A 21,300-nucleotide genomic window follows, 5' to 3' on the forward strand; every position below is an offset into this window, starting at 1 on the left:
AAGAATTATACTTAGGCTAATTCGTGGCCGGTTACGAAAATATAAGCGACCAGAAAAATATTTAATAGCAGAATGATAGCGGTGGACAGCCAGGCCAAGCCTTTAATCCATGGCCGATTGGCGAACTCCCCCATCTTTCTCTTGTCACTGGTGAACCATACAAGCGGGATCACGGCAAAAGGCAGCTGCAAGCTGAGTATCACTTGACTCCATAGCAGCAGCTCCCCTGTTCCTTTGGAGCCGGCGATCCAGGTAACTATAAATGCCGGGATGACGGCAATCAATCGGGTAATCAACCGGCGGAGCCAAGGCGATATCCTTAACCGGATAAATCCTTCCATAACGATCTGCCCCGTCAAGGTTCCGGTAATTGTGGAATTTTGCCCGGAGGCGAGCAGCGCTACCGCAAACAACGTACTTGCTATGCCGACTCCCACTGTCGGGCTCAGCAGCTCGTAGGCCGCTTCAATTTCGGACACATCCAATCCGCTTCCATAGAAGGCCGCCGCGCCCAGAATTAAGATGGCGGAATTAATCAGAAAGGCAAAAAATAAAGACAGGTTCGAATCGATGACAGAAAACCGGATAGCCTCTCTTCGCCCTTCCTTGGTTCGTTTGTATTGCCTTGTCTGGACGATGGACGAATGCAGGTACAGGTTATGGGGCATGATCGTCGCTCCTATAATCCCCAACGAAATAAACAGCATCTCCGGATTCGTTACTATTTCCACACGGGGGATATAACCGCTCAAGACAGCCGATATTTGCGGCTTCGAAACAACCAATTCAAAGGCAAATACTAAAAATATGGTCGCCATCAATACAATGACGATGGATTCAATAATTCGGAAGCCTTTCTTCTGTAACAACAGAAGTAATAATACGTCCAATGCTGTAATTAATATACCCAACAATAGCGGAATTCCAAATAATAAATTTAAAGCGATAGCAGAGCCGATCACTTCAGCCAAATCCGTTGCAATAATGGCGAGCTCTGTCAACACCCAAAGAACAACCGCCGTCTTTTTGCCTACCGCGTCTCGGGTCGCTTGGGCCAAATCCCGCCCGGTCACTACTCCCAGCTTGGCGGATAACGACTGAAACAGCATAGCAATCAGATTGGAAATAAGGATGACGGTTAGAAGAGTGTAGCCAAAACGCGCTCCTCCGGCAATCGATGTCGCCCAGTTTCCGGGATCTACATATCCAACCGCTACCAATGAGCCCGGTCCCGCAAACGCGATAAATTTTCTCCAGAATCCGGATTTCTCCGGAACCTTGACGGAATTATTGACCTCTTCCAGGCTTACATTGGAGCTCTGCCGTAGCCAACCATTAGGCTCCCCTCCTTGCTCTCGACCATTCATAATTCTCCCTTCTTTCTTATAATAAAAATTCCAACGGGTTTTATTGCCCGAACTCAACATTTTTTGTTAATAACAAAATTTTATTCCTTCTCACAGTGAATTTCAATTATTTTTTGCTGGTAAAACAAATTAAATACCCCTTTAAAATTTAATAAAACGCATTAAGAAGCAGGCACCTGTACAAGCGCCTGCCCTTGGTTGTATCTATAGCACATCAATTTTCTCAATATTTCGGATCGAAAGGTAAGTCAACAGTACGCTGATCACCGACAACACAATCGGTACCGCGACAAAAGCAGTAAAGACGGATATGCCGTTTATGTTCTGGCATACAAGGATCGTAATCAAAATAGAAGAGACGATGGTCGTCGTTGCCGAGTGCTTTCTCATGCCGAAATATAATGGGATCAATGCCAACAAGCTGGCCATTACGGCGTTGACCACCATCGATACCGCGTGCTGAGCCATAAGCTCCGTCGTAAGCTTCCCCGGAACGATGTGGACGAAGGAATCGAAGACGTAAAACGCGGCGATCTGAATAACATTGGTTACTATCATCCAGGTAAAAGTAAAGATCACAATAATTATTAGTTTGGCAAGGATGATTTTGCCCCGGTTAATCGGGTACATGAACAATACCGTTATCGATTTGTTCTTAAATTCCCCGATCACCATCCGGGATATAAGAACCGCTGCAAAAATGATAAACGTCGCTCGGGCGAAAGTATCGATGATCGGGAGCAACATTGTGTAATCCGCAAATATCATTTCGTTCTCGAATTTCTCCACATAAGAAATAAGGCATAACAAACCGAATATGATGAGGTTGGCTATGAGTGCCACACGAATATAACCGCCAAGCTTATATTTGCGCATTTCCAGTTTAATAAGCTTAAGCATCTGATCTTCCCCCGTTCAACAACTGTAGAAAGTAGTCTTCCAACGTGCCGTTTTGTTTGCGGATCGATTCTATGGCGATATCGTGCATAACAAGCGATTTCGTCAGTTCGCTCTGGTTCAGTCCTCCGTCGTAAATTCGGATAAACCGGTTGTCGATCACGCGCAGGTTGGAGATGTTCAGATGATTTTCCAGAACAAACGCCGCTTTGGCACAATTATCCGTTACCAATTCAATATAGTCCGTGTTTTGCTCTCTGATTTGTTCCATAGACACTTCCCGAATCAATTTTCCGTGGTTGATGACACCGACCGTATCGGCCACCAGTTCAATTTCCCCCAGAATATGGCTGGAGATCAGCAGCGTAATCCCGTATTCACGCGACAAGATTTTGAATAATTCGCGCAGCTCCTTAATGCCTAGCGGATCAAGGCCGTTAATCGGCTCGTCCAGAAGCAGCAATTCCGGTTTCGTCACAACGGCTCTCGCGATCCCCAATCTTTGTTTCATGCCCAGAGAAAAGTCCTTGACCGATTTGCCTTCGATTCCGTGCAAATTGACCAGCTCCAGCGCTTCGCCGATCGCCTTCTTGTTATGATAGCCCATATACTCGCAATGGAGGTCTAAATTTTCATAAGCCGTCAATTTATCATAGAAAACCGGATACTCGATAATTGTACCCATTCTTCCCAACAAATCGTATGAATTATTGGTCAGTTTTTCGCCGAAAGCTTCGATTTCGCCGCTTGTCGGCTTTACTAAATTGGTCATCATGCGCATTATCGTCGTTTTGCCCGCACCGTTCGGCCCCAGGAATCCGTAAATCTCCCCTTTTCTTATATTCATGCTGACATCGGAAACAACTTCCCTGCCTTGAAATGTTTTCGTAACATGGTGGGTCCGCAATATATAGGACATCTTACTTATCCCCTCTCTCTTCGTTGCTTCCTATGTTAAAGGGTGAAATTATCATTTTCCTTACCCGATTCTTACGAATTTCTTAATCCGTCAACGGCAAAAAGCTTATAGATCCAAGTACCCGTCCTGACTGGCCGGTATTCCCTCCATAAGCTTTTTCAATAACAGCTCCGCAGGCTCATTATTAAATATAAGGCAAGGTTCAATCGCTGAAAACCCCGTTCAGTTTCGCAATCAAGAAGCTGGCAGATGAACTCTGGCAATTACCCGGGCATTGTAACGGCATTAATAGGTTAACTTGCGGAAACGAATGGAGAAAACCGTTTCCACGCCGGGCTTGCTGCTGACATGAATCGTTCCTCCCAGCTTCTCTACCAACCGTTTCGTAATCGTCAGGCCGAGCCCGCTGCTCTCGTTAGAACGGCTTCTCGAGTCCTCAAGCGTGTACATACGCTCGAACACCCGGTCCTTATGCATCTCGCCGATGCCTTTGCCCTTGTCCCAAACATCAACCTCGGCGTACTCATCGTCATACCGCAGAGTTAATCCGAGCACATTGCCGTCTGCACCGTACTTGATCGCGTTGGAGATCAAATTGTCCAATATACGGTCCAATGCCTCTTCATTGCCTAATATATAAATTGGCTCGTCAGGCAGCCGAATTTGCACATCCATGCCCTTCCCCGATAAAATATCGTAGAATTGCAAAATATTTTTACGGCACGCCTCGCCGAGGTCGATTCTGCTGAGCGGCAAATCCTTGTCCCCCGATTCCAGCCTGGCCAAATCGAAAAATTTATGAATCAGATTTAATACTTCGATTGTTTTTTGATGTACCTTGGAAATGAGCTCGTCTCTTTCCGCCGCATTCAAAGTTTGGTCAAGCTTTAACGTTTCCAGGTACCCCTGGATGACGGTGAGCGGCGTCTTGAGATCATGCGAAATGTTGGAAATCATCCGTTTCATTGACATTTCCGTTCTCATGTGACCCGCTGCATGGGCCCGATTCTTTTCAAGCAAATCATTGATGGCCGTCAATAACGGGATCAGTTCCTTGTCACTGGTAACGGCAAGAACCTTCTCGCTCGAATGGTCGGCTATAATCCGATTGAGCTTGGCATGAATACGGCGCAAGGTTGAGCTTCGGTTACGGCTCGCGCGATACTGCACGATGACGACACACAGCAAAACTACCGTTACAACCGATAAAAATAGGATCATCTTATCCGCCTTCCCACTTATAACCGATGCCCCATAGCGTCTTAATATATTTCGGGCTGGACGGCTGATCTTCGATTTTGTCCCGCAGCCTGCTCATATGCACATTAATGACATTCTCGTCGCCATAATATTCGTCATTCCATACCAAATGGTAGATTTGCGCTTTGGTGAAGACCCGGTTCGGGTTAGTGACGAACAGCCTCAGAATATCGAATTCCTTCGAAGTTAGCTTGAGCTCCTCCTTATTTTTGACCACTGAGAAGTTATCCAAATCAATCGTCAAGTCGCCGGCGGTCACTATCCGGTTCGATTTGGGCGGCTCGGCGCCCGGCGAATACCGGGTTGCACGCCGTATAGCCGCCTTGACTCTCGCGGTAATTTCAATCATGGAAAAAGGCTTGGCGATATAATCGTCAGCTCCGAAGCCCAGGCCGAGTGCTTTATCGATATCACTGTCCTTCGCCGACATGATCAGTATCGGTACCGAGCTCTTCTCCCGGACCATCTTGATGAGTTCCATCCCATCCAGCTTGGGCATCATTAGATCGACCAGCAGCAAATCGAAGGTCTCCTTGTGGAACGCTTCGATTCCTTCTTCTCCGTCGTATGCCGCCGTGATGATAAAGCCTTCTTTCGCCAAATATTTCCGTACCATGTCCACGATATCCCGGTCGTCTTCCACCAGCAAAATTTTATTATGCACATGCCTCAACCTTTCCGCTCTCTCTAACAAACCTTACTCTTATTAATATAAGGGAAATCGGCAGCCAATGAAATGTTAAGGCTCTTCCAGTGTATTCAACAGAACCGGCTGTCCTGTACGTAAGGCATAAATGTTATTAAGGCCCATCGATCGGCTGAAATTCGGCGGACTTATCCGAAAAAAAACCAGTTGAATGTTCAACTGGTTATGAGTCTAATGATTATAAAAAGATAGTAGAAAGCAGCGTAATCTTCTAGTACACCCTTGCGGCTTCATACTTATTCGAATCTTTGTAGTAAACAGCGTCTCTACTGCTCTTGCCCGCATCTACTGTGGTGTCGATAGTTACCCATTCATCATTTATAAAAACTTCATTCCATGAATGGTATTCTGTGACGTACTGCGAATGGCCCATAACCAATTTCGCAGGGATCCCCACACTTCGCAGCATAGCCGCAAATAAAGAAGAGTAGCCATAACAAATAGCTTTGCCCGAAGTAAGAGTATCATCAATGTCCGGGATGTAACCGGCCGTAATCTGGTCAGCCAATTCGTGATCATAGCTAATATTATTAATTATATAGTCATAGATTGCTATTACTTTCTCTTCATCGGTCTTAAGATTCCGCGTTAATTCTTCTGCCTTCTTAACTGCAAGCTCCGCTTCCTTCCAAACAACATTTTGGATGGAATTCAGGTAGATGATCTTCGAATCTTCCACTTCTAACTGAACGGCAGCCGATTGAATCGTCTTATATTTATTGCCGGATATATTCTCCAACATCGAAATGTTATAGGTGCCGTTGCCTAATTGCAGTGGGAACCACTCTGTTTCTTGGGAATTGATTAAATTATACGTATAGGTTTGGCCTTCCTTGGTCACCATCAATTTAATACGAGTATTTGCCGGAACACTATAATAGATTCCAATGACTCCTTGATCGATTTTGGAAGTATCCAGCCAGTTAATGTTAGCGCTTCCTTGGGCAGATGCTGAGAGGGGAATCGATACCATGTAAACAAGTACCGCTAGCATGACATACAATAGTCTACGCATGGATAAAACTCCTTTCGGTAACTGGCTGCCATCCTTGCTGGAAGGCCCTATAGCTTTGCGTCCCTACCTTTCGATAGGTTTGCCATTATCGTTTTAGTTTTATCAAAATAAGGGGACTTGAAAATTTGGATAAAAGAAAAAAGCCCCTGCATTCGGTAACTGGCTGCCACCCATAATGGAAGGCCCTGTAGCTTTGCGTCCCTACCTTTCGATAGGTTTGCCATTATCGTATAAGGCTTCTTGTTTATTTAATACTATCAAATATTAAACATATTTACAATAGTAACTAGAAATAGATGTTAATCTTCCATCTTGGCATGGACGATAAGTCGATGTGTCGGATTTACTATAGGATCGCAAGTAATCAGAGTCAGAATTTTATCCTTATCGTTCCGATTCAGAACGGATACATCGGTTGGTTCGACCCTCGATATTTTAAATACCGTGTACAGATATTGCTCTCCCTGCTGATTGACAATGATTTCATCGCCAACAGACAGCTCATCCAGCCGGTTGAATAAACGACCTTTCTTACGCACCCTATGCGCTGCAACCGCCGCATTCCCTATTTCCCCGAACGGAGATGTCTCTTCCATGTGAGCGGCTGCATATTTCATATTTTCTTCGCTGGCTCCTTCAAGGATCGGCAGCTTTAAATCAATTTTATCGATGACTAAAGTTGCGATGGGGGCGGGCCCCGATTCTTCCTGTTCCTTACCGGCCGTCGGGACAGAGGTTCCCGATTCGGTCTCCTCCGGTGTCTCCTCATTCAGTTCAGAGGGCTGCATAAAAATGTCCGTCAATTGCTCATAATTGGCTTGCACACTCGATGCGGCGGGGGCGGTGTAAGTTGTCTTAAAATCACTTTCCCAAGTCTCCAATAGCCGTTCTTGTTTTGCCTCATAGTACCATTCGCTTGCTTTGGGACAGGCTATTACGGCAATGCCGATAAGAATAAGAACAAATGGAAGTTTGCGCATAATCACCACTCTTTTCTGAATTGAGAAAGAAGTAAAGAGACACAAGCCTCTTTACTTCTTATCGTTTAAACCGTTTTTCTCCTATTTCTGACTAGAAGCAGCAACCCGAGACCAACCAATCCAAAGCCTGCCATATAGAACGGAAGTGGGCTCTCTTCACCGGTTTGAGGAAGGGACTTCACAGGAACCGTTTCTTCAGGAGTAGTTGCTAAAGGAACTTGCTCGTCCTCGAGTATCGTTTCTTCCTCAGAGGTAGCTTCCTCTTCGATAATTTCTTCTGCGGACTCATCTTCAGTAGATGAAGTGTTGTCAGAAGAATCTTCGACGGCTACATCTTCATCTTTCGGTGATCCTTTAGGAGTAGGTTCATCTTCTATAACTACGACCTCATCATCTTCCGAATCTACCGGATCTTTCGGATCGGTCGGGTTATCCGAATCGTCTGAATCATCAGAGTCGGAATTGCCCGGGTCCACTGGATTAACTGGACCGGGACCAGGGCCAGGATCTACGGGGTCAACCGGATCCACTGGATCTACTGGATCTACCGGATCTACTGGATCTACCGGATCTACTGGATCTACCGGATCTACTGGATCTACTGGATCTACCGGGTCTACCGGATCAACGGGGCCGGGACCTCCGGGCTCATGCTTTGTAACTGTTACTCTGTTAGATTTGATGATCTTATCATCCAACAGCAGTTCGGAAATGTTAGGAACAACAATTTTACCGTCCTTGATGTAGCCTTTGAGATCGGCATCCTGGGAAATCTGAGCTGTAATGATTAACTGGTATGTTGTACCGGACAGATATTGATAAGAGCCATCAACCTTTGGAAGCTCTACTGTCACTACGTGTCCATTGATGGTCAACTTGCCGTACACATAATCTGTCACAGTACCGCCGCCACCGCCATATACGCTCTCTGTTACACTGGTTACAGATCCGTATACATTATCGGTAACGCTGTCTACAGGTCTATAGACGCTTCCGCTGACGCTTACTTCAGCTTTTTTCACCTGCAAAACGGGCTCCAATTGATCCCGCAAAGTTACTTGAGACCAATCGCCCACCTGATCTCCGAAAGTATACGTTGTAATAAACGTAAATTGTTCATCTAACGAAGATATGACCGGTCTATCGACTTCTTTAACGACAACCGGATCACCGGGCTCCGGATTTTTCTTGTACACATAGGTGACGGTTTGCTTTTCATTGGTGAAGGTGCCTTCGGCATTGGACGGCACTTCCTTCAACGTATAGCCGTCGATGTCTTTTGCTTCCGTCGTGTAGCGCTCGCCAATATTGCCGTTCAACGTTTCCGAAGGAGCAATCTCGTTGCCTTCTTCATCGACGTAGATTACCTTCACCGGCTCGCCGGGTACTACCGTTTTCGCGTACACGTAAACAACCGTCTGCTCTTCTTTGGTGAAAATGCCTGTGGCATTGTCCGGCTTTTTCTTCAACGTGTAGCCGTCGATGTTTTTCGGTGTTGTCGTGTACGGTTCGCCGATCTTACCGTTCTTGATGTCTGAATCAGCTATTTCTTTGCCTTCTTCATCCACGTACTTTACAATGACCGAAGCGCCTTGCTTCTTAGTATATACATAGGTGACTGTCTGCTCTTCGTACGTGAACTCCCCTTCCGCATTGGCCGGGGTTTTTATCAACTCATAGTCGGCAATAGTTTTCGCTTCCGTTGTGTAGGATTCGCCGATTTTACCGTTCATTGTTACCGGATCAGCAATTTCTTTGCCATCTTCATCCACGTACTTCACTGTAATCGAAGCGCCTTGCTTCTTCTCATACACATAGGTGACCGTTTGCTCTTCGTACGTGAACGTTCCTTTGGCATTGGCCGGGGTTTTTATCAACTCATAGTTGGCAATAGTTTTTGCTTCCGTTGTGTAGGATTCGCCAATTTTGCCTTTCATTGTTACCGGATCAGCAATTTCTTTGCCATCTTCATCCACGTACTTCACAATAACAGGACCGCTATCCGTATTGTGAATATATCCAAACCATACGGTTTGAGTATAGTTGTCTACAGTAAGGCTTACTGCGGTAGGATTGTCGCCCAGTTTCAGAAGAAATTCTTCGACATCCTGTGCGGGTACGGAATAAGTTTCGTTCAGGTCCAACACCGTATGTCCGTTATTATTTTGATAATAATGGCTGTATAAATGTTGTGCGGCATCCGGAGACTCCACCACATTGCCGGATTCGTCCACCGGGAGGCCTGCGCCGTTGACCCGATATCCGTTCACCACGATCCAACCCTTACCGAATTCAACTTCAGGAACGACAAAATCTTTGTCTTTATCCTTATCGTCATTATCTTTGTATTTGATCGTTGTCGTTTTATTGGTCGGATACGATTCCCCCGGTTTCGGGTTTTTGGACAAATCAATTTTGACCGTATACGTAAATGTTACCGGAGCGCCTTCTCTGATCGTACCGATATCCCACAAGAAAGTTTCTGTCTCCGGATCCCAGGTTGCCGTCCCTTGAGAAGCTTTATAATCGTCCGGACTGAAGGTAGCTCCCTTCATCTTAAGATCGAACATCTCGCCCATCGGATCGACAACGACGGATTCTTTAGCTGCATACATCACTTTGCCCGTCAGTTCATCAAACACTTTGCTTAACTCATCGCTCGTGGCAGAGTAGTACCCGCCGTTCTGGCTGTTTTGCAGCACATAAGTCGCATCGGCATTATTTTTTACATCAAGGCCGATCGAGTAAATCGTCAGTCCCGCATCCATCACGGACTTCGCCTCTGAGATCGTAGCAATGCCGTTCGTTCTGACCGTATACCCGCCTACCTGATAACGTTCAAACAAGCCCAAATTGTATGAATTACCTGGTCCAATACGGTTATTGTAATTGAAGTCGGACAGGATGAAATTGTACTTATTATTCGGCCATGTATAACTTTGGGCTTTTCTCGCTTTGTAGCTGTACGTCGGCTCCCCGTCGCTTAATAAAATGATCGCTTTCGTATCGGCCATACTGTTGTCGAATAGCTGCTGGGCGGAATGCAAGCCCGACTGAATATTCGTGCCGCCGTTGGCCGAGATACGATCGATACTTTTAATTAAATCGTCCTTTTTGTCCGGACCGACAAAATTAGAAACGACCTGAGAATCTGTACTAAACGTGACAAGGGCTATTCTCGTCCTGGAATCGGAAGTAAGCAGTGCGTTGATAAACTGCTTGGCGGCAGACTTAGCATTTGCAAGCCTCTTGTTATCGTTCATACTCCCCGATTTATCGATAACAAGCACGACATCGGAAGTCGTCTCCAGGTTGATCCCCGCAACCGACAAGGTAATTTCCCATTCACCGGGCGTGTCGGTCGGCTTTGCTTCCTTTTTCAAGTTGATGGCCCCCGGTTCATCAGACCATCCGGGCCAATCATTGGTGCTTGCAAACGCCGAAACGGGTAGAAGTCCGAACAAAACGGATAAAATCGCGATCCAGGACAAGATCATTTTGAATCTTTTTTTCATTTTGTTTACTTGCTCACCTCTCAATTGTTCCTATTTTTAGATTAAAATACATTATTTTACTTTAATGATTATGCAGTTTCACCTCCCGGCAAATTTACTTATCCGGGAACGCCTGCCTCCAGAGGCCAGCGTGCCGAATCTTTGAAGTTCCTTTCTACATCAATCAAATTCTTGGGCCTGTAAACCAGCGAATGTCGAGTTCCAATAAAAAAGTCCGGTTGCAATTTAAATTGCAACCGGACGATCATAAGTCTTTCGACTCGTAGACTCCAAGGCTTTGCGACCTAATCTTTCGATTAGTGTGCCGTATTTGATTGATCCGAAATATTTCCAAGCATTAGCATTTTACCAAGTCACTCTGAACAAAATCTGAACAAATTTTATTCTTGAATTGGCATATCGACAGAAGAGCTACTTCCCTTTGAAGATCTTTTTTAAATGTCATCTTATGTAAAGGCGCTTGTATTGGATCAATTATCTATTATGGTGCTACAAGATGTCAAGACAGTTTTTTAAGATTTTTAAGGTGTGAAATTTTGCACAATGTTTGTTAGAATTAAACGCCATTGACGGCCAACTGATTCCTTATATCTTAAAGCATTTGATAGACCGGAACCTATTCCAGCCGCCTAAACCGCACCAAAGTAAGACAATTACCACTCTTGTGGGACTTATCCATTAAATCTTCGCGGAGCCCTCGATGATCGAGGGCCTTGTACGTTAATTTAAAGCGTTACCAGCTTGGGGAAACGGGATAGCGGGAAAGGTTATTGTGAAGCAAGTCCCTCTACCGGGTGTGCTCTCAACCTCGCATTCTCCCTCCATAGCTTTAATAATGCTGAAGGAAACCATCATGCCGAGCCCGGTGCCCTGTTCTTTGGTCGTGTAGAAAGGGGTTCCCAGCATGCGGATTTGTTCGGCACTCATCCCCTTCCCGGTATCCTGAATAACGATGACCGCTTTGTCATCCTTCTCCGTTAAACGGATAGTAAGATCCCCACCCTGCTCCATGGCTTCGATCCCATTTTTGATAATATTAATAAGCGACTGATGGAACTTCTTCCCTTGTCCCAAAATATAGATATCTTTTTCATCGTCTTTGATCGTATGTACACCAATATTCCCCATACTGGCATAAGGCTGGATAACTTGGACAATGTATTCCAGCTCGCGGTTTAACTCCAACAGCTCTGCATTTTGCATAGAAGGCTTGGCGAAATTAAGATAGTCCGTAATAATATGCTCCGCACGGTCCAATTCGGCCAAGCTTATATTGATATATTGCTCTTTCTTTTCTTCACTGACTACCGTATCCCGCAGTAATTGAATGAATCCTCTGGTTACCGTAAGCGGGTTTCGGACTTCATGGGAAATGCTGGCCGCCAACTGGCTGACCGTTTGCAAATGCTCCACTTTGCTTAACTCGTTGGAGAACGTCCGCTCTAGAGCCATGCGCTCCAGTCTTTCCTCCAGAAGCTTGCGGTCTGTAATATCCCTCATGTATACCGCAATACTAACTACCCGACCCTCTATTTCATTAGGTACCATCATCACCTGGAGGATTAAACGGTTCCTATCGCTGCCGCTCATAGCCAGTTCAAACTGATTAGTTTCCCCTTCAGCTGCTTTTTGAAAGTAATAATGAAAGGCTTCCATTTCCCCGGACACCATAACTTCCCTGTAGCTGCGGCACATGAGCTCATCTTTCGGACAACAGAACAGGTTGGATGCAGCCGGATTGGCATAAATAATGTCGCCTTGGAGGCCCGTGACATAAATAGCATCTAAGTGATTTTCAAATAGACCGTAATCGAAAGAAACATTCAGAAAGCCCGAATACTGGTTATTTTTCAATCTCTATACCTCGCTTTACCAGAATGTCAAACTCCCCCCTAGAAAACTATAGCACATCCCTCCCGGGAAAATTCAAAATTTCCGCCAACCCTGCAAAAATAGGGATTTTAGCCCCATATAAGATACAAAAAAGACTCCTATCGGAGCCCTATAAATCCCCTACAAATTCTAGTCCTTTCCCGTTATCCAAACCCACTGCTGAGAAGGAACGAATCGGCTGCCTTCCCATTTCAATATATTCATGACATAGCCCAGGCCATCGGCGTTATATCTGCCCGTAATACGCTGCAGGGCCATCAGCTCGTTTTGCCCGTCACGCTCCATATCTATCGGATAGAGCCCGCTTAGCGGATTGACATCCCCTCGGATGGGTTCTTTCAATTTTCCATTGGCATCGTAAATTTCCGACAAATATTCTCGACCTTTGTAGGTCAAATCGATAATGTACGTGCGCTGCGGGGTCAGGCTCCTCACCTGCGCCTTGTAGCCATCCAGATATTGAACGTCATATTTGTACTGCTCATTGTATTCCATGGCATCAAATAATTTGCGGGGCTGATTATTAACGTAAGAAAACACATAGTCGTAGGTAAAGGCGCCGGACCCTCCCGAATCAATGCGGATCAATATGTCTTCCACACCATCCCCGGTAAAATCGGCCAATGCCAGGGTAGGGTTATACCCCGCGTTCTGCTGGAGAGGAATGGGACGGCTTCTTCCTGTCCTTCCATCTTGAATGAGCAGTGTAATATGCCGGATAAACGGACTATCCGGGCTTTTGCCGCCCGCCAAAAATATTCTATCGGGCACATGATCCCCATTGACGTCCCCGACCTTCTGATCCAATATCCGCATGGCAGCGGTCGGATCGGGCTCCGGTCGCCTGTAGACTAAACCGTTAGCATAACCGTACATCGGATTCACTCCTCCGGTGAGTTCTCTGTAAGTTAGTTTATGACGAGTCTATGGGCGATGTGCACAAGGCGGAAGCTCTCAAAGCATAGCAGAGGGAGGGTCGTAATTGGAACGGAAGGTTTAGATGCCCGACTCTGTTAGGTTGCCGAGCACAAGCTTCGGGCCATAACGCGGGCTTATCGATCCATGCGGATACGAATTCCTGCGATTATACATCAATTTTGAGTCGATTTTAGAGTACCCAGAGAAATGCCTGCGATAATACATCCATTTCGGTCTCAAATCACCCGCTCACCCCTGGAACAAGAAAAAAGATGTATTTTTGCAGGCTTGTTACTGGACACGGAGTCAACCGACCAAAAGCATGCAGAATTGCAGGCTTTTAATTTCCGAAGCTATCTTATTGGCATGAAAAAGCAATCTCTAATACCTGGATTACCACATAGGTATCTTTAAGTTCTTTAAGGAGAAAAAAACGGACCCCCGCCAAGCGAGAGTCCGTTTCGATTATTCATTTCTTAACCCGGATCGTATCACGGCCTGTAAAGCGTGTGCCGTCCTGCAGTTGACCGTTCAGCACCATCTCCGCTTCCCCTTCTGTCTCTCCCAGCGTGGCGATCACTTTCTGCCGGTCGAACTTGAGCATCAGATCCCGGACTCCATTCCGGTCCCTGTCTCCAATTTCAATTGGGTGGGCTTGCGCCGCGATGCTGACTCCTCCTATGTTCAGACTGACAGAGGACGGATCAATCATGGACACTTCATGGGAAGACGGCAATTCTACGTACACCGTCATGGAATTCGCCCCTCCCTGGCTTTTCAGGTTCAAAGTGCGCGGATGGATCTCGACCGAAGCTTCCAATATTTCCGGCTCGGGCGGCTGTACCGAATGATAGATTTCTATTTCATTAATCGTCGGCTCTTTCTCCGTGGTAGAATTCATCCACAGTCTGAAATAGGACGAAGTCACCGGGGCGAATTCGATCGTCTTGCTCTGGCCGATGGTGGTCCCCTCGGTGCCGGGAATATCGATATAATTGATGCCGTCCTCGGAATACTGCAGCACATAGGAATTAACCCGAGGATAATCGATCTCCTTAATGATGACCATGTTATAAGTCACGTCTTCCCCGAAGTCTATGCCCAGAAATTGATCGGCGGTTTCCCCTCGCCCTGCCGACCAGCGGGAACCGGCATTCGAATCGAATGCCTTCGCTGCCCCATAACTTTCGTTCCACACAGAAGAGGCAAAATAGCTTCGGTTCGCTGCAAGATTCTCATTGCGGATTTCCACAGTCAGTTCAACGCTGCCGGAGCTGAATTCAAAAGTGAGCGTATGCAGGCCGAGCGGAAGCGACGCCAAGTATTCCTGCTTTAAGGTCACCGCCGGGCCATTGTCGATGTAATCGATCCCTTCGGTTAATTCACCATTCTCTCCTTGAATAGCGATAAGTGTATTTCCGTTTAACTTCATTGGAATCACACGGTCTCCCGAATTCCGGGGATAGATAATGGCCGATACTTCCAGCTCCGCCTTCTTCGGCGGCATGACACTGAGGCTCAGGAAAGCATCATTGCCTTGAGAGTAGGAGAATTTCAACGCATATTCCCCGACAGGCAGAGAACTCAAGTAAGCTTTCGTCAGCACAGCCGTCTCTCCGCTTACGATATAATCCCGCCCTTCGGTCAGCTTATGCGTTCCGTTAGCTATCGAAACGAGATTGTGCCCGTAAAGTCTCATGCGGATGGTCTGATCACCGTTATTTTGCGGGTACTCCACAAAGGGGGTGCTTATTTCCGCGTGGGCGGGAGGCAGACCGTCCCCAATCACCCCGATTTCGTCAAACGGGATCTTCTCGAATTCCGGTAACTGTGCATAGATCGGAGAATCGTCCCGCAATCCGAAATTACCGTTAGCCGGATCCACAAAGCCCAGTCCTTCTTTATCCGCATAGGCGATATTATTCTCGAACGTTCCCATCTCCATATTCCGGCTGTCGCCGGTGATATCACCCGTATTCACATATACATTGTTGCGGACGACATTTCGCTTGGGAAGCAGAGGATCGTCCTCCAATATATTGGGAAGGGTCGGATATCTCGCGCTCCAGATTTCCCCTTGGTAAGGAACCTGATTGAATTTGCTCATTAAGGATTCGTAATTTTTCTCGCCCGGCTTATAGCCCCGGTTCATGAAGGCAATGAAGGTCCCGCTGTCGAGAACGATATTGTTTTCCACTACGTTCTCCCGTCCGTTAGCCAGCTTGAAGGCCTGCTTGCCGATATTATGAAACACGTTACCGCGCATCTCCACGCCGCTCATGTAATCATCGAGATAAATGGCTGCCGTGGAAACCCGCAATTGGCTGGCCACCATGTCGTGAAAATAATTATAGCGAATGATGTTGCCCCGCCATACGAAGCTTCTGCCGGAATAGATGGCGGACGCATCGGCCGTTTCTTTGACCACATCAAAGATATCATTATATTCGATGACATGGTCGTTGCCCCGGAATTGAATCGCAAAGTGAGGGGCATTATGCAGGTTGTTATAAGCCACACGATTGCCGACGCCGTTCAACTCTACGGCAGGGGTATACGTCAGCTTGATTCGCGAATAATTCGAGATGTCATTGTTGACCGCATAATTCTCAGCAGGCGTCAACGTCTCGAAATCGCCCCCGTCCAAGCGGATTCCGCCGTTCCCCATGCTGTAAATCAAGCTGCCATATACGCCGTTATTCTTTCCTCCATAAACTCTGACGGCGTACCCGCCCATTTTGCTGATTTCGCTATATTCGATACGATTGTTTTCTCCTCCGGTGATCTCAATGCCGTTGCCACGGCTCACTTCCATATTCAGTCCGCTAAAGACGATATTCGACGTTTGGTCCATCCGAATTAAACTGTCTTTCATAAGCGAGAGCTGAACTTTCCCTTCTCCCAGCGGGGTGGGCGGATAAAGATACAAAATGCCCGTTTCCCTGTCCAAATACCATTCTCCGGGCGCGTCCAGCAGTTCCAGAATATTATAAAAATAAAACCGCTGATCTGCTTTCATGGCATAGCTCGAGGTGTTATCGGTTTCAATCGTCTTCCGGTCGAAATCTATCGATTTGATATGCAGGTCATTGGCGAACCAGTCATTTCCCCAATAACCGAGCATCCATACGTCACTATTATTAATCCAGGGATTAGGAATTTGATCTTTATAGGTAAACGTATAGCCCGGGTTAGCTTCATCCGGTTTAACCAGCACCTGATCTACCTGGGTAAATCCATGGTTGGGCCAGCGGGCCAGCCTCATCACATTTCCGTTAATAAACAGCTCCGGAGCCACATCCAGATTGTCCCCCAGAACACCATAATCGGTTATACCGATAGACTGTAGGTCCAACTGAAGGACATGCTCTCTCGCTCCTTGCGGAATTCGCTCCAATACGGCCGCATCCGTTACCGGCTTGAACCGGGCCGCATCCAGGGTATCCCCTCCGGTGAAGAACACCTTCTCTCCTTCATACGCTTTGTATACGATCGGCGCTCCCGAAGCTCCCGAATCGCGCTCATCCAATTGGAAGGTATGCGTGAAACGATAGACCCCCTCCCGGATAACAATTTCAACCCCTCCTGCAGGAAGTCCCTCTCCGCTCTTCAAGGCGCGAACCGCATCCCGGGCTTTCTCCAGAGTCGCAAACGGATGACCGATAGAGCCGTCGTTGGCGTCATTTCCATCCTTGGCTACAAAGAAACGAACCGCCGCATGATCCTTCGCCAGGGCGGATTCGCCTGGACCGCTAACCACAAAAATAGCGCACAATGCCGTAAACAGAACCAGACCCTTTAACCACAGCTTGTCTTTCATAAGATCCCACCTCTCCTCTTTCGGTAATGTACCTCCGTTCAACGGTTTTTCCAAACCGTTATGAATCGTCCTCCTTTCCCCGTCCAAAGTGAATGCCGTCTTTCTTCTCCTCCATTGTATGGCGCATTCCCGCACGGATAAATTAGCTATCCTAACCTTTTTTGTTGTTAAATTAACTTGTTCATACCCGACTTACGGGTTTGTCCGCTCGTCAATACTCACCCGGTTTCTATATTCCGAGGGAGAGAAACCGACACTCTTCTTGAACGCCGCCGAAAAATAAGAGCCGTCGTTAAATCCCGCCCGGCAGGCGACTTCATTCACCGCAAGGTCGGTAAAGGCCAGCAAATGCTTCGCTTCCTCCAGCCTTCTTTCATAAATGTAGCGCTTCGGCGGCATCCCCAAATGCTTCTTGAAAAACCGAATAAAATAGTTGGGGTGGAAGTGGGCGGTCTGTGCCAATTCTTCTATCGTCAGTTCCTGAGTCAAATGGGTATCGATATAGTGAATCGTATCCAGCAGCTTTCGAACGGACATCATCTGAGGGGTATCGTCCTTCTCCTCATAAGCTTGATCGATAAAATACGCGATGATTGCAAACAGTGCGGAGTATATTTTGAGGGTAGTGGCCGGACCGCCGTTGGCACGATGATCGGATAACTGCCGGAAATGCTGCTGCAGCCCTGCAGAAGGATCCGTCTTTACAACTTTCGGAAGGTCGAACAGATTAAATAAATGCACAAACTGGATATTCGATCGGAAATGGCACCAATACATCGTATAAGGGGTGCCTTCCGTCACGGAAAACGACTGCAGGACTCCCCCCGGGATAAACATCAGTTCCCCCGGCCGGGGAGTGTACTGCTCATTCCCGAACTGAATCCAGCCCTCGCCGTCGCAGATATAGTACAGTTTGTTATAGGACGGAGCATAATTAAAACGCTTCCAATCACGACCGCAAACAGAAAGCTTCGCATGAAGCAATTCAATCCGCAGCTTGGAAAGATAATCGTTAAGCCACTGCTTCTTGTCCTTTTCCATTATCCATTCACCTTCCTATTCAGATCGTTCTAGCCTCTGCTCGTCCATACCGGACCCCGAAGAAGAAACGGCTGTCACCGTCGTTGTGCAAGAAGGTACCGTCTCTCGATGAAATATCATTAAACGGCTATCGCCGTTCTTTGGACAGGCGCGTTTGCCAACAATGAAATATGTAAGGTGAAACTTGTACTATAGTTTGAAGAAAAGACACCTGACCGGTGTCTTTACCCAACAGTTCCTACGGGTAAACTGCCTTACTCCGATTGAATAGCAGCCGCTTTCTCCAAGAGCATGACGCCGCTTAACTGGGCACTGAGATCCAGCGGTAAGACAGGTGGAAGTCCCCAATAGGTCCCGAATAAGATACGCTCCCCCTCTTGCGCATGCTCCCACGCCTGTTCCGCATGATGCAAGATGAACGGCGTCAACGCTTCCTGCGCAGGATCGGCTGCTGCCAATTCCGCCAAATAACGAATAAAAATCCCTTTAAACAACCCTCCGTCCCCGGTTCCCTCATCGCGCAAGAGCATGGAAGAAGAGTCCGTTAATCTTCGCATGGCCTCCTCTGCCGTTCGTATGGCCGAATCCAGAAAGCTTCGCTCCTTAGTGATCCGGTACAGCTCTACCGAGGCGCCTATATAGGTCCCTTGGTTATAGGAGAAGATCCAATCCTTGTCGATTCTCCCATCCCCGGTGCGATTCATGCCATCCCAGACAATGCCTGTCTGCGGATCTACCATATGGCTCCGCAGCCAATCATACGTTTGATTGGCCCGGTTCAGATCCTCTTCCTGCCCCCACCTCTGGTATAATCGGGCGGCCAGAATGACGGCCGGGGCGTTGGACGGAGTATTTTTATAGTCCGGCTGCGATTTGCGCCATGCAAAGCCTCCTCCCATCTCTTCATTCCAGCCGCCTTGAATGTCCTTCCACAAGATTTGTACGGCATTCTTGTATTTTTCTTCTTCGGTATGGTCATAAAGCCGGAGCAGGGCCAGCGCCATCCACAGCATGTCGTCATAATAATCGATCGTTATCCCGCCCCTCTTCCGAATGACCCCTCCGAATAGTTCATCCGCCTGGCGCAAATATGCAGCATCTCCTGCTCTTTCATATCCGTCCACAAGAGCATCGATCGCATGAGCCTGCCACCAATAATGGAACTGCCGATTACAATCGTGACAGGGAAATTGGGTGTCATACAATCCGGTCTGCCGGTTCCAGTAGGATGAATCCAATGCCTTGTGTGCCTGCTCTGCCCTCGAGGCCCATACAGATTCCTGCATCGTTTCCTCTTCCTTTTTCTTTTCCGCCATAAACAAATTCCCTCCCCCAATGAAGATGAGTAACGCGCACAGGCCAATTAATATCCCGCTCCTCCTCCGCATGCAATCCCTCCTGCGGCCCATTCTGCCGGTGGGCAAGCGGCTACTCTTCCTACTCCGATTTGCTTCTTTCTTCTTTAATCCGGATTTCAGCTTCCTCTTTAACTACACGCAAGAATTCGGAGGCATCCATGCCGGACTCCGCAAATTTCCCGACATCCAACTCTACAAACCGGTCCCATAAGCTGATTCGCTCAGGAACAGGGGCAGGCTTATGCTTAAAAATAGCCGTTATATTCTTTCCATGGGTACTTTCGTTGTCATAGAAAAACTTCTCCTGAACGGAGGTATCCTGAGTAATGGGACCGATTCCGTTGCGGGCCGTCCACTCCTGAACCTCGGGGGTTGTCAAATAATAAATGACACGCAGCGCTTCTTCTATATGCTTGCTGTTAGGATTGACATGGAAGGAGTGAAAATCCAAACGATGGGTAATGCCCGGTTGATCCGGCCACGTCGGCAGTGAGGCCACATCGAAGTTGAGCCCTTCGGCATTTCCCCACCAATTCAGTCCTTGGGCATTCGTGATCAGCATCGCGGTGGTCCGGTCTCCTGTAAACCGGTCGTTGGCATTAAAGAAGGTTTCGTCATAGTTCCCGGGAATATCGATGATTTTCTTGTACAGCTCCAGAAAACGGCGATACTCCGGCCGTTCCAGAATAAGAACCTCGCCGGTGTCCGGATCGGTCGCATTGACGGAAAATTGCCAGAGAGGCACATCCCGGTCACGAAAATCAAGGCCGCGATACTGAACCCCGTTCTCCGTCTTGGTTAATCGCTGCGCCAACCGGACGGCATCGTCCCAGGTCAGGTCATCCGAAGGATAGGGCTCTCCAAATTGATCAAAAATATCCTTGTTATACATCAACACATAGTAAGAGGTTTCATAGGGCAGCCCCAACAGCCTGCCTTGTTTATCGCGTGCCCGGATCGTATCCAGCAGCGTCGGTTGAATATGGCTCAAATCATATCCGTTCTCAGCCAGCGGTTCCGTCAGGTCGAAGTCCAGCTCCAGATACTCCATAACATCTTGTGACAGGGTAAAGAAAATATCCGGTGTTTCTCCCAGGCTGAACAACTCCTCCAGCTTGCTGCGGTCAAAGTTGTTCACGTGCAGCAATTCTATAGTCATATAAGGGTATTTCTCCTCGACGATCTTTTTGATCCTCTCGTTAAACATGTCCTCCGGCCATAAGGTAGCTACTTTCAAGGTGACCGGCTCCTGCTGTTCCTGTTCCGCCGCCCTTGCCCCGTCCGTCTGCGTCGGTTCCTGCTTCTGGTCAGGCTGCCCCTCGTTAACCGGTTCCGTTCCGGTACAGGCCCCTAATAATACCACGGTCATCAGCAACATAATTACCATCCCAAGCCTTCTCATCGTCTTCATGTTCACATCCTCCCACTTCATTGTTGAATCATCGCCGAGGAATAAGCGGCCGCCAGCAAGCTGCAGAAGCGGCTCCGGTGACAAAATCGAACGCCCTTAATGATGAAAGCGCATACTACTTTTCTTTTTACTTACCTTGGTTCGGAGCGGCGAAGTGTGCGCCATTCGTCATAACCAGGATTATGAAAAGAAAGCGGTGA

At 47.4% G+C, this 21,300-nt stretch carries 14 protein-coding genes and 3 riboswitches; all 14 genes read right to left on the minus strand.

Translation table 11 applies throughout. The features are described from left to right. Positions 1-11 precede the first annotated feature (11 nt). Positions 12-1,367: an Nramp family divalent metal transporter gene (locus FS806_RS17245; protein WP_144939114.1), complete on the minus strand. Its 1,356-nt coding sequence runs from the start codon at positions 1,365-1,367 to the stop codon at positions 12-14. Positions 1,368-1,571: 204 nt separating this feature from the next. Further along, positions 1,572-2,267 carry an ABC transporter permease gene (locus FS806_RS17250; RefSeq protein ID WP_260982139.1) on the minus strand — a complete coding sequence of 232 codons (696 nt, stop codon included), beginning with the start codon at positions 2,265-2,267 and terminating at the stop codon, positions 1,572-1,574. Then, entirely contained in the window at positions 2,260-3,183 is a 924-nt protein-coding gene (locus FS806_RS17255) for an ABC transporter ATP-binding protein (RefSeq protein ID WP_144939116.1), read from the minus strand. Before FS806_RS17255 ends, FS806_RS17250 begins: the two co-directional genes overlap by 8 nt. A gap of 285 nt (positions 3,184-3,468) precedes the next feature. Then, positions 3,469-4,404 carry a sensor histidine kinase gene (locus FS806_RS17260; RefSeq protein ID WP_144939118.1) on the minus strand — a complete coding sequence of 312 codons (936 nt, stop codon included), beginning with the start codon at positions 4,402-4,404 and terminating at the stop codon, positions 3,469-3,471. A 1-nt stretch (position 4,405) separates the two neighbouring features. Next, entirely contained in the window at positions 4,406-5,107 is a 702-nt protein-coding gene (locus FS806_RS17265; RefSeq protein ID WP_144939120.1) for a response regulator transcription factor, read from the minus strand. A 253-nt stretch (positions 5,108-5,360) separates the two neighbouring features. Continuing rightward, complete coding sequence (locus FS806_RS17270) at positions 5,361-6,164, minus strand: transglutaminase-like domain-containing protein (protein ID WP_144939122.1); 804 nt, start codon at positions 6,162-6,164, stop codon at positions 5,361-5,363. A gap of 13 nt (positions 6,165-6,177) precedes the next feature. Beyond that, positions 6,178-6,258: riboswitch (cyclic di-GMP riboswitch) on the minus strand. Between the two features lie 57 nt (positions 6,259-6,315). Next, positions 6,316-6,396, minus strand: a riboswitch (cyclic di-GMP riboswitch). A 67-nt stretch (positions 6,397-6,463) separates the two neighbouring features. Next, positions 6,464-7,144 carry a class D sortase gene (locus FS806_RS17275; RefSeq protein ID WP_144939124.1) on the minus strand — a complete coding sequence of 227 codons (681 nt, stop codon included), beginning with the start codon at positions 7,142-7,144 and terminating at the stop codon, positions 6,464-6,466. A 65-nt stretch (positions 7,145-7,209) separates the two neighbouring features. Continuing rightward, positions 7,210-10,659 carry a MucBP domain-containing protein gene (locus tag FS806_RS17280; RefSeq protein WP_144939125.1) on the minus strand — a complete coding sequence of 1,150 codons (3,450 nt, stop codon included), beginning with the start codon at positions 10,657-10,659 and terminating at the stop codon, positions 7,210-7,212. 228 nt (positions 10,660-10,887) lie between these two features. Continuing rightward, a riboswitch (cyclic di-GMP riboswitch) is annotated at positions 10,888-10,975 on the minus strand. A 404-nt stretch (positions 10,976-11,379) separates the two neighbouring features. After that, complete coding sequence (locus tag FS806_RS17285; RefSeq protein ID WP_144939127.1) at positions 11,380-12,513, minus strand: ATP-binding protein; 1,134 nt, start codon at positions 12,511-12,513, stop codon at positions 11,380-11,382. Positions 12,514-12,681: 168 nt separating this feature from the next. Next, positions 12,682-13,428, minus strand: coding sequence for a VCBS repeat-containing protein (locus tag FS806_RS17290; protein WP_260982140.1), 747 nt, complete (start codon positions 13,426-13,428; stop codon positions 12,682-12,684). 511 nt (positions 13,429-13,939) lie between these two features. Next, entirely contained in the window at positions 13,940-17,290 is a 3,351-nt protein-coding gene (locus tag FS806_RS17295; protein ID WP_144939129.1) for a X2-like carbohydrate binding domain-containing protein, read from the minus strand. A gap of 192 nt (positions 17,291-17,482) precedes the next feature. Further along, complete coding sequence (locus FS806_RS17300; RefSeq protein ID WP_144939131.1) at positions 17,483-18,331, minus strand: AraC family transcriptional regulator; 849 nt, start codon at positions 18,329-18,331, stop codon at positions 17,483-17,485. Positions 18,332-18,585: 254 nt separating this feature from the next. Further along, entirely contained in the window at positions 18,586-19,647 is a 1,062-nt protein-coding gene (locus FS806_RS17305) for a glycoside hydrolase family 76 protein (RefSeq protein WP_260982141.1), read from the minus strand. Between the two features lie 121 nt (positions 19,648-19,768). Then, positions 19,769-21,100 carry an ABC transporter substrate-binding protein gene (locus tag FS806_RS17310; protein ID WP_186328406.1) on the minus strand — a complete coding sequence of 444 codons (1,332 nt, stop codon included), beginning with the start codon at positions 21,098-21,100 and terminating at the stop codon, positions 19,769-19,771. Between the last annotated feature and the right edge of the window lie 200 nt (positions 21,101-21,300).

It is taken from the genome of Paenibacillus sp. 32O-W, assembly GCF_007679495.1.
In the GTDB taxonomy this organism is placed as follows: Bacteria; Bacillota; Bacilli; order Paenibacillales; family NBRC-103111; genus Paenibacillus_L; species Paenibacillus_L residui.

Coding starts and splice junctions, on each gene's coding strand:
- FS806_RS17245 (WP_144939114.1), bottom strand. CDS start 1,367: ATGAATGGTCGAGAGCAAGGAGGGGAGCCTAATGGTTGGCTACGGCAG.
- FS806_RS17250 (WP_260982139.1), bottom strand. CDS start 2,267: ATGCTTAAGCTTATTAAACTGGAAATGCGCAAATATAAGCTTGGCGGT.
- FS806_RS17255 (WP_144939116.1), bottom strand. CDS start 3,183: ATGTCCTATATATTGCGGACCCACCATGTTACGAAAACATTTCAAGGC.
- FS806_RS17260 (WP_144939118.1), bottom strand. CDS start 4,404: ATGATCCTATTTTTATCGGTTGTAACGGTAGTTTTGCTGTGTGTCGTC.
- FS806_RS17270 (WP_144939122.1), bottom strand. CDS start 6,164: ATGCGTAGACTATTGTATGTCATGCTAGCGGTACTTGTTTACATGGTA.
- FS806_RS17275 (WP_144939124.1), bottom strand. CDS start 7,144: ATGCGCAAACTTCCATTTGTTCTTATTCTTATCGGCATTGCCGTAATA.
- FS806_RS17280 (WP_144939125.1), bottom strand. CDS start 10,659: ATGAAAAAAAGATTCAAAATGATCTTGTCCTGGATCGCGATTTTATCC.
- FS806_RS17290 (WP_260982140.1), bottom strand. CDS start 13,428: ATGTACGGTTATGCTAACGGTTTAGTCTACAGGCGACCGGAGCCCGAT.
- FS806_RS17295 (WP_144939129.1), bottom strand. CDS start 17,290: ATGAAAGACAAGCTGTGGTTAAAGGGTCTGGTTCTGTTTACGGCATTG.
- FS806_RS17300 (WP_144939131.1), bottom strand. CDS start 18,331: ATGGAAAAGGACAAGAAGCAGTGGCTTAACGATTATCTTTCCAAGCTG.
- FS806_RS17305 (WP_260982141.1), bottom strand. CDS start 19,647: ATGGCGGAAAAGAAAAAGGAAGAGGAAACGATGCAGGAATCTGTATGG.
- FS806_RS17310 (WP_186328406.1), bottom strand. CDS start 21,100: ATGAAGACGATGAGAAGGCTTGGGATGGTAATTATGTTGCTGATGACC.